The organism is Pseudomonas sp. X10 (assembly GCF_054889225.1).
Map to the genome: position 1 here is coordinate 4,108,756 of NZ_CM142677.1, position 16,736 is coordinate 4,125,491.

At 62.7% G+C, this 16,736-nt stretch carries 12 protein-coding genes; 6 read left to right on the plus strand and 6 right to left on the minus strand.

What is annotated here, in order from left to right:
* The first annotated feature begins 38 nt into the window (after positions 1–38).
* The gene (locus ACYU03_RS18635; RefSeq protein ID WP_461886101.1) at positions 39–1,340 is read left to right on the plus strand and encodes a mechanosensitive ion channel family protein; all 1,302 of its coding nucleotides are present in this window, start codon (positions 39–41) and stop codon (positions 1,338–1,340) included.
* 836 nt (positions 1,341–2,176) lie between these two features.
* Here the strand turns inward: ACYU03_RS18635 and ACYU03_RS18640 are convergent.
* From ACYU03_RS18640 to ACYU03_RS18650, 3 genes are all read right to left on the minus strand, one after another.
* Positions 2,177–3,052 carry a carboxylate/amino acid/amine transporter gene (locus ACYU03_RS18640; protein WP_461886102.1) on the minus strand — a complete coding sequence of 292 codons (876 nt, stop codon included), beginning with the start codon at positions 3,050–3,052 and terminating at the stop codon, positions 2,177–2,179.
* Between the two features lie 211 nt (positions 3,053–3,263).
* The gene (locus tag ACYU03_RS18645; RefSeq protein ID WP_461886103.1) at positions 3,264–3,863 is read right to left on the minus strand and encodes an FMN-dependent NADH-azoreductase; all 600 of its coding nucleotides are present in this window, start codon (positions 3,861–3,863) and stop codon (positions 3,264–3,266) included.
* Between the two features lie 108 nt (positions 3,864–3,971).
* Positions 3,972–4,286: a 3-phosphoglycerate kinase gene (locus tag ACYU03_RS18650; protein WP_461886104.1), complete on the minus strand. Its 315-nt coding sequence runs from the start codon at positions 4,284–4,286 to the stop codon at positions 3,972–3,974.
* A 48-nt stretch (positions 4,287–4,334) separates the two neighbouring features.
* Here ACYU03_RS18650 and ACYU03_RS18655 point away from each other — a divergent pair, with 48 nt between their 5' ends.
* The 4 genes from ACYU03_RS18655 (at position 4,335) to ACYU03_RS18670 (ending at position 8,531) form a co-directional block, all read left to right on the plus strand.
* Positions 4,335–5,258 (plus strand): LysR family transcriptional regulator, encoded by a 924-nt coding sequence (locus tag ACYU03_RS18655; protein ID WP_461886105.1) that lies wholly within the window; start codon positions 4,335–4,337, stop codon positions 5,256–5,258.
* Positions 5,259–5,271: 13 nt separating this feature from the next.
* Complete coding sequence (locus ACYU03_RS18660) at positions 5,272–6,084, plus strand: alpha/beta fold hydrolase (RefSeq protein WP_461886106.1); 813 nt, start codon at positions 5,272–5,274, stop codon at positions 6,082–6,084.
* The gene (locus tag ACYU03_RS18665) at positions 6,078–6,635 is read left to right on the plus strand and encodes a peptidylprolyl isomerase (protein WP_461886107.1); all 558 of its coding nucleotides are present in this window, start codon (positions 6,078–6,080) and stop codon (positions 6,633–6,635) included. The genes ACYU03_RS18660 and ACYU03_RS18665 overlap by 7 nt, the downstream gene beginning before the upstream one ends.
* Before the next feature lie 63 nt (positions 6,636–6,698).
* The gene (locus ACYU03_RS18670) at positions 6,699–8,531 is read left to right on the plus strand and encodes an ABC transporter ATP-binding protein (RefSeq protein ID WP_461886108.1); all 1,833 of its coding nucleotides are present in this window, start codon (positions 6,699–6,701) and stop codon (positions 8,529–8,531) included.
* Positions 8,532–8,587: 56 nt separating this feature from the next.
* On the opposite strand, the gene ACYU03_RS18675 is transcribed toward ACYU03_RS18670, so the two are convergent.
* Positions 8,588–9,715, minus strand: coding sequence for a GNAT family N-acetyltransferase (locus ACYU03_RS18675; RefSeq protein WP_461886109.1), 1,128 nt, complete (start codon positions 9,713–9,715; stop codon positions 8,588–8,590).
* Between the two features lie 240 nt (positions 9,716–9,955).
* Here ACYU03_RS18675 and ACYU03_RS18680 point away from each other — a divergent pair, with 240 nt between their 5' ends.
* Positions 9,956–11,203 (plus strand): putative porin, encoded by a 1,248-nt coding sequence (locus tag ACYU03_RS18680; protein ID WP_461886110.1) that lies wholly within the window; start codon positions 9,956–9,958, stop codon positions 11,201–11,203.
* 106 nt (positions 11,204–11,309) lie between these two features.
* Here ACYU03_RS18680 and ACYU03_RS18685 read toward each other — a convergent pair whose 3' ends face one another.
* On the minus strand, positions 11,310–12,431 hold the full coding sequence (locus ACYU03_RS18685) for a beta-ketoacyl-ACP synthase III (protein WP_461886111.1): 1,122 nt from the start codon (positions 12,429–12,431) through the stop codon (positions 11,310–11,312).
* 262 nt (positions 12,432–12,693) lie between these two features.
* Positions 12,694–16,599 (minus strand): ATP-dependent RNA helicase HrpA, encoded by a 3,906-nt coding sequence (hrpA, locus tag ACYU03_RS18690; protein ID WP_461886112.1) that lies wholly within the window; start codon positions 16,597–16,599, stop codon positions 12,694–12,696.
* Positions 16,600–16,736: the final 137 nt, after the last annotated feature.

Genomic DNA, 16,736 nt, shown 5'->3' on the forward strand with positions numbered 1-16,736 from the left:
GCCCCCTCGTTCCACAACACAGACTGTCTTGATTCGGTATGGATATTCAACAACTCTGGAGTAACGCCCTGGATCTCTGGGGCACCCTCGACCAACATCCCGTGCTGCACGCCGGTTTCGGCCTCGCCATCCTGCTGCTGATCGCTCTGTTGCTGGGGCGCGTGGCACGATTCGTGGTGCTGCATGCCACCCGCCTGCTGGCCCGTCAGCAGGCCCTGGCCTGGCTCGACGACCTGCGCCACAACAAGGTCTTCCATCGCCTGGCCCAGACCACCCCGTCGCTGGTGGTGCAGTTCGGCCTGAAGCTGGTGCCGGAGCTCAGCACCACCAGCCAGCACTTCCTCGGCAATGTCGCCCTGGCCTTCACCATCCTGTTCCTGACCCTAGCGCTTTCCTGCCTGCTCGATGCCCTGCTGGACATCTACGCCCGCACCGAACACGCTCGCACCCGCTCGATCAAAGGCTACGTGCAGTTGGCCAAGATGGTGCTGTTCGTGTTCGCCGCTATCGTCATCGTCGCCACCCTGATCGACCGCTCTCCGCTGCTACTGCTGTCCGGCCTGGGCGCGATGTCGGCGGTGATCCTGTTGGTGTACAAGGACACCCTGCTGTCGTTCGTCGCCAGCGTGCAGCTGACCAGCAACGACATGCTGCGCGTCGGCGACTGGATCGAGATGCCCCAGGTCGGGGCGGACGGCGACGTGGTGGACATCACCCTGCATACGGTCAAGGTGCAGAACTTCGACAAGACCATCGTTTCCATTCCGACCTGGCGCCTGATGTCCGAGTCGTTCAGAAACTGGCGCGGCATGCAGCAGTCCGGCGGCCGCCGCATCAAGCGCAGCCTGTTCATCGACGCCGCCGGAGTGCGTTTCCTGCAACCCCATGAAGAACAGCGCCTGACTCAGGTACGCCTGCTAGGCGACTACCTGGAGCACAAGCGCAGCGAGCTGCTCAGCTGGAACGAGGCCCAGGGGCCGGTGGCCGAGCTGTCGGCCAACCGCCGCCGCCTGACCAACCTCGGCACCTTCCGCGCCTATGCCCTGGCCTACCTGAAAAACCACCCCGACATCCAGCCACACATGACCTGCATGGTCCGCCAGATGCAGACCACCGCCCAAGGCGTGCCGCTGGAGATCTACTGCTTTACCCGCACCACCGTGTGGGCCGAGTACGAGCGTATCCAAGGCGATATCTTCGACTACCTGCTCGCGGTGATGCCGGAGTTCGGTCTGAGCCTGTACCAGCAGCCAAGCGGCAGCGACCTGCGCGCAGGCCTGCTACCGGCCAGCCTGCCCGACCTGCAGCGCACGCTCGCTGTCGAGACGGCCGAGCCTTGACACGATCTTCACCCAAAGGCCATCTCGAAGGGCTCGGTGCTCTTCCTGATGGCCTGGGCGATTTCAGGGGCTGCCTGCACCAGGTCCTGCTGATGCAGGAATGTGCCCTCCACGGCTTGGAGAATCTCTCTCTGATCCTTTCCTGCGGATCATCTACCCGGCAGCGGCGACCAAACTCAAGCAAGTGCAGACGTGAGGCTAACAAGGATTTCTGATTGCCAAGTGCGGGAAGGCCTCCCTGACACTTTTTACGATCAGCTCCGCAGTTGTCGCTGTGGCGTTCATTGGCGGCTCTGCCAGTTCAGGAACCAGCACTTTGGGCTGCACACCGGAAATACCCGAACGCAGGATATGACGAGCCGATACTTCAGTTGCTCAAGCACATAGCCCTCGGGAAGATTCATCTGAAGTTCCCTGCGTACGTAATCTTCACGTCAGGCTGATACGTCGGCTACTCTCCAGACCTTCATAGCGGTAGATGAAGTCCCCCTCTGTATTCAGGAAGATTCGACCACTCTCCCCTTCAGGTGTCGAAACCCAAAGCTCGCCATTCATGCAAATACCTCGTCCAGCTCATCCAAGGTGGGCATGCGGCGGGGGATGACTTCCACCTCACATCCCACTGCACTCAGCGCTCGACAGTAATAGGACATCGCTACAGTGGTCGACCCCTTCTCTATCTCGCCCAGCTTTTGTCTCGTGATCCCTATGCGTGCACCTTGGTGAGCCCTCGGTGTTTGCGCATGGACTCAATGCTTCGACCAATCCGTTCGGCAATCAGAAACTCGCTCATGTTATGTAGTCAAAACATTCCACAGGCACTAGCTAGAGGCGAGTTAGGTTTTTCCACCTAATGGCATGGCTGGTCGATTACCAAGCCGACTCATCCAGACGGAAGCCAAAATCACCCCGCCGCCGATGAACAACCGGCCCAACGGCTCATCCTGGTTCCAGATCAGCAGGTTGAGCAGCAGCCCCACCGGCACGTGCAGGTTGTTCATCACCGCCAGGGTCGCGCCAGAAACCAGGCACGCCCCCTTGTTCCACCAGTACAGGCCCAAGGCCGTCGGGCACAAGCCAAGGAACAGCAGCACTAGCCACTGCACATCGGTGCTGGGCAGGTTCTGGCTGTTGCCGAACAACAGGAAGGCCGGCAGCACCACCAGCAAGGCGCCCAGGTAGAAATAGCCGAAACGCCGGTAGTGCGGCAGGTCGCTGGGGTGACGGGCGACCAGGTGACGGTACAGCACCTGGCCGGCGGCATAGGTGAAGTTGGCCAGTTGCAGGAGCAGGAAGCCGATGAAGAAGTCCGGGCTGATGCTATCGAAGCGGATCACCGCGGCGCCAGCCACCGCCACCAGGGCGGCCAGCAGAGCCCAGGGATTGAAGCGCCGATTCAAGGCATCTTCGATCAGGGTCACGTGCAGAGGCGTGAGGATGGTGAACAACAGCACCTCGGGCACCGTCAGCACGCGGAAGCTCAGGTACAGGCAAACATAGGTGATGCCGTACTGCAGGGCACCGATCAGCAGCATCGAACGCATGAAGTGCGGCTCGACCTGGCGCCAGCGGGTCAGCGGCAGGAACACCAGCCCAGCCAGCACCACCCGCGCCAGCACGGCGAAATAGCTATCGACATGCCCGGCCAGGTACTCGCCGATCAGGTTGAAGGAAAACGCCTGGATCAGCGCGACGATAATCAGGTAGCCCATGATTGCCTCTCGAGAAACAAGGCGGCGACCTTAGCGGTTCGGGTATCGGTGGGCAAGTATGCCTTGAGTCCTGGGGCGCTCTTTAGATCCCAAGCCGCCCGCACGGCGCGGGATCTAAAGAACCATAAAAAAACCCGGCCAAGCGCAAGGCTTCGACCGGGCAGGCACACCCAAGGAGCAACAGGTGTCAGGTTTGGGAATTCGTCGTCGCTCAGGCCACCGCAGCCAGCTTGGCCTTGGCCTGGTTCAGGCCCTTCTCGTGGAATTCACCGCTCATGTTCAGGCCTTCGGCGTGGATGAAGGTCACATCATGGATCCCGATGAAAGCCATGACCTGACGCAGGTACGGTTCCTGGTGATCGCTGGCGGCACCGGCGTGGATGCCACCACGGGCAGTCAACACATAGGCACGCTTACCAGTCAGCAGGCCCTGGGGACCGGTCGGGGTGTACTTGAAGGTGATGCCGGCGCGCAGCACATGGTCCAGCCAGGCCTTGAGCGTGCTGGGAATAGTGAAGTTGTACATCGGAGCGGCCATGACCAGTACATCCGCCGCCAGCAGTTCATCCGTGAGCTCGTTGGAGCGCGCCAGGGCCTGCAGCTCTTCACTGCTACGCTGCTCTTCGGGCTTCATCCAGCCCCCAAGCAGGTTGGCGTCCAGGTGCGGCACCGGGGTAACAGCCAGGTCGCGCACTGTGATCTCGTCGGCCGGATGAGCCGCCTGCCACTGCTGGATGAAGTCGCGGGTCAGCTGACGGGAAACGGAGTCCTGCTGGCGGGCGCTGCTTTCTACGATCAGTACACGGGACATGGTTGCCTCCATCGGCATAAGGGGTGCGAGTCGATGGAGGCTAGATTAGAGGTTGACCTATCGATAAAAAAGCGTAAAAAGTGGGATCAATCTATCGAGTAACTTGTTTTATTGAGCTTTGCAGCTCAAGGCGATCCGTAGCTTGATGATCTCCCGGTTGAACTTGGCGGTCACATCGACGCTCTTGCCCGCCGGCACCAGAACCCGGCGCACCCGAGGCGCCTCGGGGCCGTTGCGGAAGGTCACCCGGCACTGGGCCGGGACCTCGCCATAGTTGTTCAGGGCGATGGAGCCGATGTCGCGATCCGTGTCATAGGCGGTGTAGTCGAGCTTGACGCCGGTCACTTCCTTTTCTACGTCGATGGGGTAAGCCATGGCGCTGAGGGGAAGGAACAACAGCAGTACCGCACAGTATTTCTTCATATGGCGCTCTCCATGAAAGAGCGCAGCTTAGGACAACAGGAGCCGAACATGAAAGCGCCGCGCGTAACCCTGGACCAGTGGCGGACCCTGCAGGCAGTGGTCGATCATGGCGGTTTCGCCCAGGCCGCCGAGGCGCTGCACCGCTCGCAATCCTCAGTGAGCTACACCGTGGCGCGCATGCAGGAACAACTGGGCGTGCCGCTGCTGCGTATCGACGGACGCAAAGCGGTGCTGACCGAGGCCGGCAACGTGCTGCTGCGCCGCTCGCGGCAACTGGTCAAGCAAGCCAGCCAGCTGGAAGACCTGGCCCACCACATGGAACAGGGCTGGGAAGCCGAAGTGCGCGTCGTGGTGGACGCCGCCTACCCCAGCGCCCGCCTGGTCCGGGCCCTGAGCGCCTTCATGCCACAAAGCCGCGGGTGCCGCGTGCGCCTGCGCGAAGAAGTGTTGTCCGGCGTCGAGGAAGTGCTCCATGAAGGCATCGCGGACCTTGCCATCAGCAGCTTCAACATCCAGGGCCAGCTGGGTACAGAGTTGAGCGCCGTGGAATTCATCGCCGTTGCCCACCCGGAGCACAGCCTGCACCGCCTCGGACGCGAGCTCACCTTCCAAGACCTCGAAAGCCAACTACAGGTGGTGATCCGCGACTCCGGCCGCGCCCAACCCCGCGATGTCGGCTGGCTCGGTGCCGAACAACGCTGGACCGTCGGCAGCCTGGGCACCGCCGCCACCTTCGTCGCCAGCGGCCTGGGCTTCGCCTGGCTGCCTCGGCACATGATCGAGCGTGAACTGCGCGACGGCGTGCTCAAGCCTTTGCCATTAGATCAGGGTGGCAGTCGCCATCCACTGTTCTACCTTTACTCGAACAAGGACAAGACTATGGGCCCAGCCACGCAGATCCTCATCGAACTGCTGCGCAATTTCGACACTGCGCCACTGGACGTGCCCTTCGCTGCCCCCGCCCAAGCCTGACAGGACCGCGCCCATGGCCTTTTTCGAACACGAAGGTTGCTCGCTGCACTACGAGGAATACGGCCAGGGCGAACCACTGGTGCTGTTGCATGGCCTGGGCTCCAGTTGCCAGGACTGGGAGCTGCAGGTCCCGGAGTTCAGCCGTCATTACCGGCTGATCCTGATGGACATCCGCGGCCACGGCCGCTCCGACAAGCCCCGCGACGGCTACAGCATCGCGACGTTCAGCGCAGACCTGCTGGCCTTGCTCGAGCACCTGCAGACCGGCCCCGTGCACTTCGTTGGCCTGTCCATGGGTGGCATGGTCGGCTTCCAGTTCGCCGTCGACCACCCGGACTGGCTGCGCAGCCTGTGCATTGTCAACAGTGCCCCGGAGGTCAAGCGCCGCACCCGCAACGACTGGATCTGGTGGGCCAAGCGCTGGAGCCTGGCGCGCCTGCTCAGCGTCGAAACGGTCGGCAAAGGCCTCGCCGAACGCCTGTTCCCCAAACCGCAGCAAGCCGACCTGCGCCAGAAAATGGCACAGCGCTGGGCGCGCAACGACAAACGCGCCTACCTGGCCAGTTTCGATGCCATCGTCGACTGGGGCGTGGCGGAACGCATCGGCCAGATCCACTGTCCTACGCTGGTGATCAGCGCCGATCATGATTACACCCCGATACAACTGAAAGAGCGCTATGTCGCCCTGATGCCCCACGCGCGGCTGGCGGTCATCGAGGATTCGCGGCACGCTACGCCGTTGGACCAACCCCAGGTCTTCAACCAGACCCTGCTGCAGTTTCTTGCAGCCGCTTCCACCTCCCAAGGAACATTGAGCCAATGCTGAAAAAACTCATGCTCGCCGCCTGTTCGGTCGTCTTCGCCACCAGCCTGATGGCTGCCGAGAAACAACCCCGTGTCCTGCTGGACACCAGCTTCGGTCAGATCGAAGTCGAACTGAATGCAGAGAAGTCGCCAATCAGCACGAAGAACTTCCTTCAATACGTGGACAGCGGTTTCTACAACAACACCATCTTCCACCGGGTCATCCCGGGCTTCATGGTCCAAGGCGGCGGCTTCACCGAGCAGATGGTGCAGAAGGACACTAAGGACCCGATTCGCAACGAGGCCAGCAACGGCCTGCACAACACGCGCGGTACCTTGGCCATGGCCCGCACCTCCAACCCGAATTCGGCCACCAGCCAGTTCTTCATCAACGTGGCCGACAACGCCTTTCTGGACCCAGGCCGCGATGCCGGTTATGCCGTCTTCGGCAAGGTGACCAAGGGCATGGAAGTCGTGGACCAGATCGTCAATTCGCCGACCACCATCAAGAAAGGCATGCGTGATGTGCCAACCGACCCGGTCTTCATCAAGTCCGCCAAGCGCCTCGACTGACCCAGAGCTTCACAGGGACGTGAACTCGATCTCGGGTCGAGCTGAACAGGAGTCATGATCTTCATGCTGTACCGCCGTTTCGAGCAACTGATCGACATCTTCCGCGAAGCCCCGACCGAGGCTCCGCCTAGTGGTGTCCTGTCCTTCTACTTGTACTACCTGCGCCAGGTCTGGCCGACCTTCCTCGCCTTGCTGGTGGTGGGTTTGATTGTCGCCCTGATCGAGGTGGCGCTGTTCAGCTACCTCAGCCGGATCATCGACCTGGCCCAGACAACGCCCGGCGAGCGCTTCTTCAGCGAGCACGGCGGCGAACTGCTGTGGATGCTGGTGGTTGCCCTGTTGCTGCGTCCGGTGTTCGTCGGCCTGCATGACCTGCTGGTGCATCAGGCCATCAGCCCGGGCATGACCAGCATGATCCGCTGGCAGAATCACACCTACGTGCTCAAGCAGAGCCTCAACTTCTTCCAGAGCGACTTCGCCGGGCGCATCGCCCAGCGCATCATGCAGACTGGCAACTCACTGCGCGACTCACTGGTACAGGCCATGGACGCCCTATGGCACGTGCTGGTCTATGCCGTCAGCGCGTTGGTGCTGTTCGCCGAAGCCGACTGGCGCCTGATGCTGCCACTGACCGCCTGGATCTTCTGCTACATCGCCTCGCTCTGCTACTTCGTGCCCCGGGTCAAGGAGCGCTCGGTGATTTCCTCCGATGCCCGCTCCAAGCTCATGGGGCGGATTGTCGACGGCTACACCAACATCGCCACCCTCAAGCTGTTCGCCCATACCGACTACGAACAGCAGTACGCCCGCGAAGCCATCAGCGAGCAAACCGAGAAAACCCAGCTGGCATCACGAGTCATCACCAGCATGGATGTGGTCATCACCACCCTTAACGGCCTGCTGATCGTTGGCACCACGGGCCTCGCCCTATGGCTGTGGAGCCAGTCGCTGATCAGCATCGGCGCGATTGCCCTGGCCACCGGACTGGTGATCCGCATCGTCAACATGTCTGGCTGGATCATGTGGGTGGTCAACGGCATCTTCGAGAACATCGGCACCGTGCAGGACGGCTTGCAGACCATCGCCCAACCGGTCACCGTCACCGACAAGCCCGACGCGCCGGCGCTGAAGGTCACGCGTGGCGCGGTACGTTTCGAGAATGTCGACTTCCACTATGGCAAGAGCGGCAAGGTCATCGATGGCCTGAATCTGGATATCCGCCCGGGCGAAAAGATCGGCCTGATAGGCCCGTCCGGCGCCGGCAAGTCGACCCTGGTCAACCTGCTGCTGCGCCTCTACGACCTGGACAGCGGGCGCATCCTCATCGACGGCCAGGACATCGCCGCTGTCAGCCAGGCCAGCCTGCGCGCACAGATCGGCATGATCACCCAGGACACCTCGCTGCTGCACCGCTCCATCCGTGACAACCTGCTGTACGGCCGCCCTCAGGCCAGTGAAGCGGCACTCTGGGAAGCCGTCTGCCGGGCCCGTGCCGACGCCTTCATCCCGCTGCTCTCCGATGCCCAAGGCCGTACCGGCTTCGACGCCCAGGTCGGCGAACGCGGGGTCAAGCTGTCCGGCGGCCAGCGCCAACGCATTGCCATTGCCCGGGTGCTGCTGAAGAACGCTCCGATCCTGGTCATGGACGAAGCCACCTCGGCGCTGGACTCGGAGGTCGAGGCCGCGATCCAGGAAAGCCTGGAAACCCTGATGCAAGGCAAGACCGTGATCGCCATCGCCCACCGCCTCTCGACCATCGCCCGCATGGACCGCCTGGTGGTGCTGGACCAGGGGCATATCGTCGAAAGCGGCAGCCACAGCGAACTGCTCGCCCAGCAAGGGTTGTATGCACGCCTGTGGCATCACCAGACCGGCGGGTTCGTCGGGGTGGACTGAGACCTCGGGGACGAGTCTGGGCGCCGGCCCGGCGCCCCTACGGGCACAGCAAGGCCTCAGTCCTTGCGGTACGGCAGCGCCGCCCAAGCCTCCTCGGCATAGGCCCTTACCCCAGCCCGCTCCTGCCCGAGGAACTCGTCCACCGCTCGACGCAAGCCCGGGTGCAGCAGGTAATGCCAGGAACGCGTCAACACGGGCTCGAAACCACGAATCAGCTTGTGTTCGCCCTGGGCACCAGCATCGAAACGCTCCAGGCCTTCGCGGATAGCGAAGTCCATGCCCTGATAGAAACAGGTTTCGAAATGCAGCCGGTCGAACTCGTCCAGGCAACCCCAATAACGACCGTACAGGCTGCCACCACCGACCAGGCTCAGGGCCATGGCCACCTCGCGCCCGCCCTGCACAGCCATGACCACGCGGACCGACTCGGGCATGCGTTCGGCCAGCAGGCTGAAGAAGTCCCGGGTCAGATAGGGCGCGCGCCGCCGCACAGCGTAGGTGTTGGCATAGCAGGCATAGACGAAATCCCATTGGGCTTCGCTCAACTCATCAGCGCGATACCAGTCAAAACCAATGCCATGCCCGGCCACCTGCTCGCGCTCCTTGCGCATCTGCTTGCGCTTGCGTGAACTCAAGGTGTCGAGGAAATCCTGGAAATCCCGATATCCGCGGTTGCGCCAATGGAACTGGCAACCCAACCGCTCCATCCACCCCGGCACCTGTGCGACCTGCTCATCGAGTGTGCTATCAGTGAAGTTCAAGTGGGCACCAGACAGGCCGGCCTGAACCAGATAGTCGGGAAGCGTGTGCAGCAAGAGCATGGCGTCAGCAGGGTCCGCCGCCAGCAGGCGCGGGCCGGTGACCGGGCTGAACGGCACGGCGCCAAGCAGCTTGGGGTAATAGGCGATACCGGCGCGCTCGCAAGCATCGGCCCAGCCATGGTCGAAGACATACTCACCGAACGAATGCCACTTGCGGTAAGCCGGCAACAGCGCACGGACCTGTCCTTCGCGCTGTAGCACCAGGTGTTCGCTGGCCCAACCGCTGTCCGGCCCCAGGCTGCCACTGTCTTCCAGGGCACTGAGGAAAGCATGGCGCAGAAAAGGCTGGCCATCGGGCACCAGGGCGTCCCAGGTCGCTGCTGGCAAGTCTCGCAAATGAGCAAGGGTGTGCAGAGTGGTCACGGTGTCGACTCGTCGCCAGGGGACATCAGTGTCCCAGAAAAATCCCACAGCGCCCATAGATCAGAAACAGCATCACTTAACAACAGTGCCACTAATTAGACATTATTCTGTCACTCCCCCTCGCAATACTTGCGCCTGTTTTTCGGAACCCCAGAACCTGTCTAGTCAGGCCCTTTCCGAAGACATGCCAATACGGGGGCAGGCGCTAGCCTCCCCATTTTTTTCAAGAGGGAGAACCTTATGCGTCTTGTCACTACACTCACCGGAGCGAGCCTTTGCACCGGCATGATGCTGGCTCTGAGTGCTCCGGCCAGTGCTGCAGTCGACGCCAAGCTGCTTGAAATGCTCCGCGCCAATGGCTCGATCAACGAGGCGCAATACGCCGAACTGCAAGCTGACCTTGCCAACGAAACCAAGGAAAAAGCCGAGCAGAAGGCCCAGAGCGAACGCCTGAACTCTTTTGAACAAAAAGTGGCATGGGCCGCCAAGACGCAGATCAAGGGTGACGTGCGCCTGCGTTACGAAGATGTCAATGTCGACAACCCCAACAGCCGCAGCGGCAACCAAGACCGGGAGCGCGTGCGTGCCCGCGTAGGCATCTACAGCGAGATCAACCCACAGGTCGACGCTGGCGTGCGCGTAGCCACCGGCAGCAGCGCCGATGCCCGCTCCACCAACCAGAGCCTGGACAACTACTTCGAGAAGAAATCGCTGTGGGTCGACCTGGCCTACCTCGACTGGCACCCGACCGCCATCCCCAACCTGCACCTGATCGGCGGCAAGATGCCACAGCCTTGGGTGAGCATGGGCGATATCATCTGGGACAGCGACATCAACCCAGAAGGTGTAGCCGTCACCTACAAGACCGACCTTGGCAGCACCGAACTGTTCGGTAGCGCCGGTCACTACACCCTCAAGGACAACGTCGACGGCGACGGCGTGCAGTTCAAGCACGATGCACAGCTGTACCATGGCCAGTTGGGCGCGCGCTTCGCCGCGACCGATGCCCTCAAGTTCACCGTCGGCGCCAGCATCTACGGCTATGACAACGACAAGGAATCCGCCGCCCTGCGGGCCTTCGGCAACACCACCAACGAGTTCAACCTGGTGGAAGGCTTCGGTCAGGTGGACTTCACCGGCTTTGCCATCCCACTGTCGGCCTACGGCCAATACGTGAAGAACACCGACAGCACCGACGGCGAAGACCAAGCATGGTTGGCTGGTCTGAAGACCAAACTGGGCTCTTGGAGCCTCGACTACAACTACCGCGACGTGCAACGCAACGCGGTGGTCAGTGCCTTCACCGACTCCGACTTCGGTGCAGGTTTCACTGGCTCGCGCGGCCACAAGTTCAAGGTCGGCTACGAGATCGACAAGAACTTCTCCCTGGGCGCGGCCTACCTGATGGCCAAGACCGACCTGTCCCAGCTGCCGAACAGCAATGCTGACGTCGATACCCTGCAGGTCGACCTGGAAGCCAAGTTCTAAGCAACGGCTTCACCAGGCAGTAAAGGCGGGAAGCGCTGACCCCATCCAGCGCTTCCCGCCTGTTTTTTTGCCTGCCGCGCCTACAGGAGGGAAGCAAATCCCTCGATCAGCGCTTACGCAGGATCACGCTGCCGATCGAATACCCCGCCCCGAACGAACTGAGCACACCCAGCGCGCCCTTGGGCAGGTCGTCCTGGTGGCTGTGCAGGGCAATCACCGACCCTGCCGAGCTGGTGTTGGCATAGCGGTCGAGGATCACCGGCGCCTCTTCTTCCAAGGCATCGCGGCCAAGCAGCTTCTTGACGATCAGGTGATTCATGCTCAGGTTGGCCTGGTGCAGCCAGAAACGCTTGACGTCGCCAACGTTGAGGTTGTTCTCGGCCAGGTGCTGGCCGATCAGTTCGGCGACCATCGGGCAGACCTCACGGAATACCTTGCGACCTTCCTGGACGAACAGTTTGTCCGGCGCACCGATGCCCTCTTCGGCAGCCCGGTTGAGGAAGCCGAAGTTGTTGCGGATGTTGTTGGAGAACTGGGTCAGCAGCTTGGTACTGACGATGTCGAACTGATGTTCCGAGGTGGCCAGGTCGGCGCGCTCGACCAGCACCGCCGTGGCGGCATCACCGAAGATGAAGTGGCTGTCACGATCGCGGAAGTTCAGATGGCCGGTGCAAATCTCCGGGCTAACGACCAGCACGGAACGAGCCTGGCCCAGTTGCACGCTGTTGCAGGCGGTCTGGATGCCGAAGGTGGCCGAGGAGCAGGCCACGTTCATGTCGAAGGCGAAGCCCTGGATGCCCAGCGCCTGCTGCACTTCGATGGCAATGGCCGGGTATGGGCGCTGCAGGTTGGAACAGGCGACGATTACCGCGTCGACATCGGCGGCACTGCGGCCGGCACGCTCCAGGGCCTGACGGGCCGCAGCCACAGCCATCTCGCAGAGGACCGACGGCTCGTCGTTGGAACGCTCCGGCAGGCGCGGCTTCATCCGCTGCGGGTCGAGGATACCGGCCTTGTCCATGACGTAACGGCTCTTGATCCCCGAGGCCTTCTCGATGAAGGCAACGCTGGATTCGGCCAGGGCTTGGACCTCGCCACGTTCGATGGCATCGGCGTTATCACTGTTGAACTGGTGCGCCCAGGTATTGAAAGACTCCACCAGCTCTTCATTGGAAATGCTCTGGGCCGGGGTATACAGGCCGGTGCCGCTGATCACGACGTTATGCACGGTCGTTCCTCTGTTCAAGTGGCCATCACCTGGCGGGCGTTGGCCGGGATAGGGGCATAATGGCACTTTGGTGCCAATTTGTATCCGCAATGCACCTGCTGAAAAAGAGCTTTGCGTCGTTCAATTCTGCGAGGGCTGCGCCCTCGATCGCGACACAAGGCCGCTCCCACAGGTTAGACACATCTCCTGTAGGAGCGGCCTTGTGTCGCGATGGGCCGCATAGCGGCCCCTAGCTTCGGAAGTTTGCCACAAATCAGCGCAACTAGGCTTCCACCTGGCTCCACTGCTTGCTCAATCGTTTGTCGGAAACCGGGACTTTGGTACCCAACTGCTGGGCGAACAACGAAACCCGGTATTCCTCGAGCAACCAGCGGTACAAGGCCAGTTGCTCGTCACGCTTGCCCTCCTGGCCGTGCTTGTCGGCACGGGCCTTGTACTGGGCCCACAGGTTACCCAGTTCGCCGCTCCATACCCGGTCCTTCTGCACCTGCGACCCGAGCTTCTCCAGACGCAATTCGACCGCCCTCAGGTAGCGCGGTAATTCCTTGAACCAGGCACCCGGCGTCTCGCGGACAAAGCCGGGATAGACCAGGTTGGCCAACTGTTGCTTGATGTCGTTGAGGGCTACCGCCTGGCTCAGGTCGATCTTGCCTTTGAAGCGCTTCTGCAGGCCGTGCCAGAGCTTGAGCACTTCGAGGGTCTGGCGCGCCAGGCGCTCGGCATGTTCGGCCCAACTGCCACGCTTGCGCTCGGCCAGCGAGGCGAGGCCGGCGCCATCACGCGGCAGGCTGTCTTCACCGTCGAGAATGCAGCTGTCGAGGCTGGCCAGGAGGATATCCTCGACCAGCGCGTCCACCCGTCCTAATTCGCGGTACAGCAGGCCCAGTTCGGTCAGCCCGGGCAGCTTGCCGCGCAAGAACTTGGCCGGCTCGGCCAACTGTTGCAGCAACAGGCGCTGCAGGGCGCGGCGGTGCTGAAACTCGGCTTCGGCCTGGGTCGAGAAGCGCGCCTCCTTGACCGTGCCATTGTCCTCAATCAATGCCGGGTAGACCGTCATGGACAGTCCGGCGATCTTCTGTTGGGCGGTCTGCGCCACCTCGGCAAAAGCCTTGGCCTGCACTGGCTCGTCGCTCTTGTCGTTGCGCGGCACCGCCAACGCGGCCTGGCTGGCCGCGGCGAAGCGAGCAGTCAGCTCGGCCAGGTCACGGCCTTCGCCGAGGAACTTGCCCCGGCCGTCGACCACCTCGATATTCATGCGCAAGTGGCCCTCTACCAGGCCAGCCGCTTCCGCCCAGGCCTCGTCGCTGACCCGCGCTCCGGTCATGCGCAGCAGCTCCTGGCCCAAGGCCTGGGGCAAGGCGCCCTGGCCGAACGTCATGCGCTGCAGCGAGGCCTTGACGAAGTCAGGGACCGGCACGAAGTTCTTGCGCAACGCCTTAGGCAGGTTACGCACCAGGGCAATGCACTTGGCCTCCAGCAGGCCCGGCACCAACCATTCCAGGCGCTCGCCCGGCAGGCTCGGCAGCAGCGGCGCCGGCACCCGCACGGTGACCCCGTCACGCGGGTGTCCCGGCTCGAAGTGGTAGCTCAGCGGCAGGCTCAGCTCGCCCACGTGCATGCTGTTCGGATACTGCGCGGCCGTGACCTCGCTGGCCTCGCGAGCGAGCACATCTTCCTCGCGCATGATGAGCAGTTGTGGGTCTTTCTGGCTGTTGATGCGGTACCAGGCGTCGAAGGTTGCCGTCTGATGGATCTCCGCCGGCAGACGCTCTTCGTAGTAACCGTAGAGGGTTTCCTCGTCCGCCAGAATGTCGCGCCTGCGGGCCTTGGCCTCCAGCTCATCGAGCTGTTCGAGCAAGCGTTTGTTGGCCGACAGGCACTTGGCCCGCGACTGGATCTCGCCACCGACCAGGGCTTCGCGGATGAACAGCTCGCGCGAGACCACCGGGTCGATCGGCCCGTAATGCACCGGTCGGCGACCGACTAGGATCAGGCCATAGAGGGTGATCTGTTCATAGGCCACCACCTGTCCACGCTTCTTCTCCCAGTGCGGCTCGAAGTGGTTCTTCTTGACCAGGTGCCCAGCCAGTGGCTCGATCCAGTCCGGCTCGATCTTGGCGACCATGCGCGCATAGAGCTTGGTGGTTTCCACCAGTTCGGCCGCCATGACCCACTGTGGACGCTTGCGGCCCAGGCCCGAGGACGGGTGAATCCAGAAGCGTCGCTGGCGCGCCCCTTGGTAATCGCCCTCTTCCGCCTTGTGCCCGACCTGGCTGAGCAGGCCGCTGAGGATGGCCTTGTGCAGCCGTGGGTAGTCGGCCGGGTCCTTGTTGACCGTCAGTTGCAGATCGCGGCAGATCAGGCCCAACTGGCGGTGGGCATCACGCCACTCGCGCAGGCGCAGATAGTTGAGGAAGTGCTTGCGGCACCAGTTGCGCAGCGGGTTGGCGGTCAGTGCCTGGCGCTGCTCCTCGAAGCCACGCCACAGGTTGACCAGGGCTGCGAAATCGGAGTCGGCATCCTTCCATTGGGCATGGGCCTGGTCGGCGGCCTGCTGGCGCTCCGGCGGGCGCTCGCGTGGGTCCTGCACGGAGAGGGCACTGGCGACAATCAGCACTTCCTGCAGGCTGCCCAGGCGTGCACCTTCTAGCAGCATGCGACCCAAACGCGGATCGATCGGCAGGCGCGCAAGCTGACGCCCCAGCGGGGTCAGCTGGTTCTCACGGTTGACCGCCGAGAGCTCCTGCAACAGGTTGAAGCCGTCGCTGATGGCCTTGCCATCGGGCGGCTCGATGAAGGGGAAAGCATCGATGGCGCCCAGGCGCAGGTGCAGCATCTGCAGGATCACCGCGGCCAGGTTGGTGCGCAGGATCTCCGGGTCGGTGAATGCTGGGCGGGCGTTGAAGTCTTCCTCGCTGTACAGGCGCACGCAGATGCCCGGCTCGACCCGGCCGCAACGGCCCTTGCGCTGGTTGGCGCTGGCCTGCGAAACGGCCTCGATCGGCAAGCGCTGGACCTTGGCGCGGTAGCTGTAGCGGCTGATGCGCGCGGTGCCGCTGTCGATCACGTAGCGGATGCCTGGCACCGTCAACGAGGTCTCGGCGACGTTGGTCGCCAGCACCACACGCCGCCCGGCATGGGACTGGAAGATCCTCTGCTGCTCGGCAGGCGACAAGCGCGCATACAGCGGCAGGATCTCGGTATGGCGCAGTGGGGCCTTGCGCAGGATCTCCGCGGCATCGCGGATTTCCCGCTCGCCCGGCAGGAACACCAGCACATCGCCCGGCCCCTTGCGCTCACGCCGCTCATGCTCGGCGATCTCGTCCAAGGTAGCGAGGATCGCCTGGTCGACGGTCAGGTCGTCCTCGACCCGGTTGCCCTCTTCGTCTTGCTCGCTGGCCAGCGGCCGGTACCAGGTTTCCACCGGGTAAGTACGCCCGGACACCTCGATGATCGGCGCATTGTCGAAGTGCTTGGAAAAGCGCTCCAGGTCGATGGTCGCCGAGGTGATGATCAGTTTCAGCTCCGGTCGCCGGTGCAGCAGGGTCTTCAGGTAGCCGAGCAGGAAGTCGATGTTCAGGCTGCGTTCGTGGGCTTCGTCGACGATGATGGTGTCGTAGCGCTCCAGGAAGCGGTCGTGCTGGGTCTCGGCCAGCAGAATGCCATCGGTCATCAGCTTGACCAGAGTATTGGCGTCGCTCTGGTCCTCGAAGCGCACCTGGTAGCCGACCAGCCCGCCCAATGGCGTGCCCAGTTCTTCGGCGACACGGGTGGCAACGCTGCGCGCAGCGATCCGGCGTGGCTGGGTATGGGCGATCAGGCCATGCTGGCCGCGCCCCATTTCCAGGCAGATCTTCGGCAACTGGGTGGTCTTGCCCGACCCGGTCTCGCCGGCGATGACCAGCACCTGGTGCTCGGCCAGGGCCTTCTTGATCTCGTCACGCTTGGCTGCGATCGGCAGGTTGTCGTCGTAGCGGATGTGCGGCACGCTGGCGTTGCGGGCGGTGACCTGGGCGCAAGAGGCCTGGACCTTCTCCACCCACTGGGCCAGGCGCGCCTCGTCCGGGCGCTTGCGCAACTCATGCAATTGCCGGCGCAGGCGATGGCGGTCGGCAATCATGGCGTGGTCGAGGTTCTTCAGCAGTTGGTCTATCGCGTGGTCTGTCATGGGGCTTTTTAGTGATGCAGGTGAGCCTGCTTTTTCATGATCGGCATTTTGCAGGGCTGCGATTGTCGCAGATTTGCCGGGCCACGGCACGGCGCCTGACTCAGAGGGGAAATACAGGGAAGAACAGCCTGCACCGT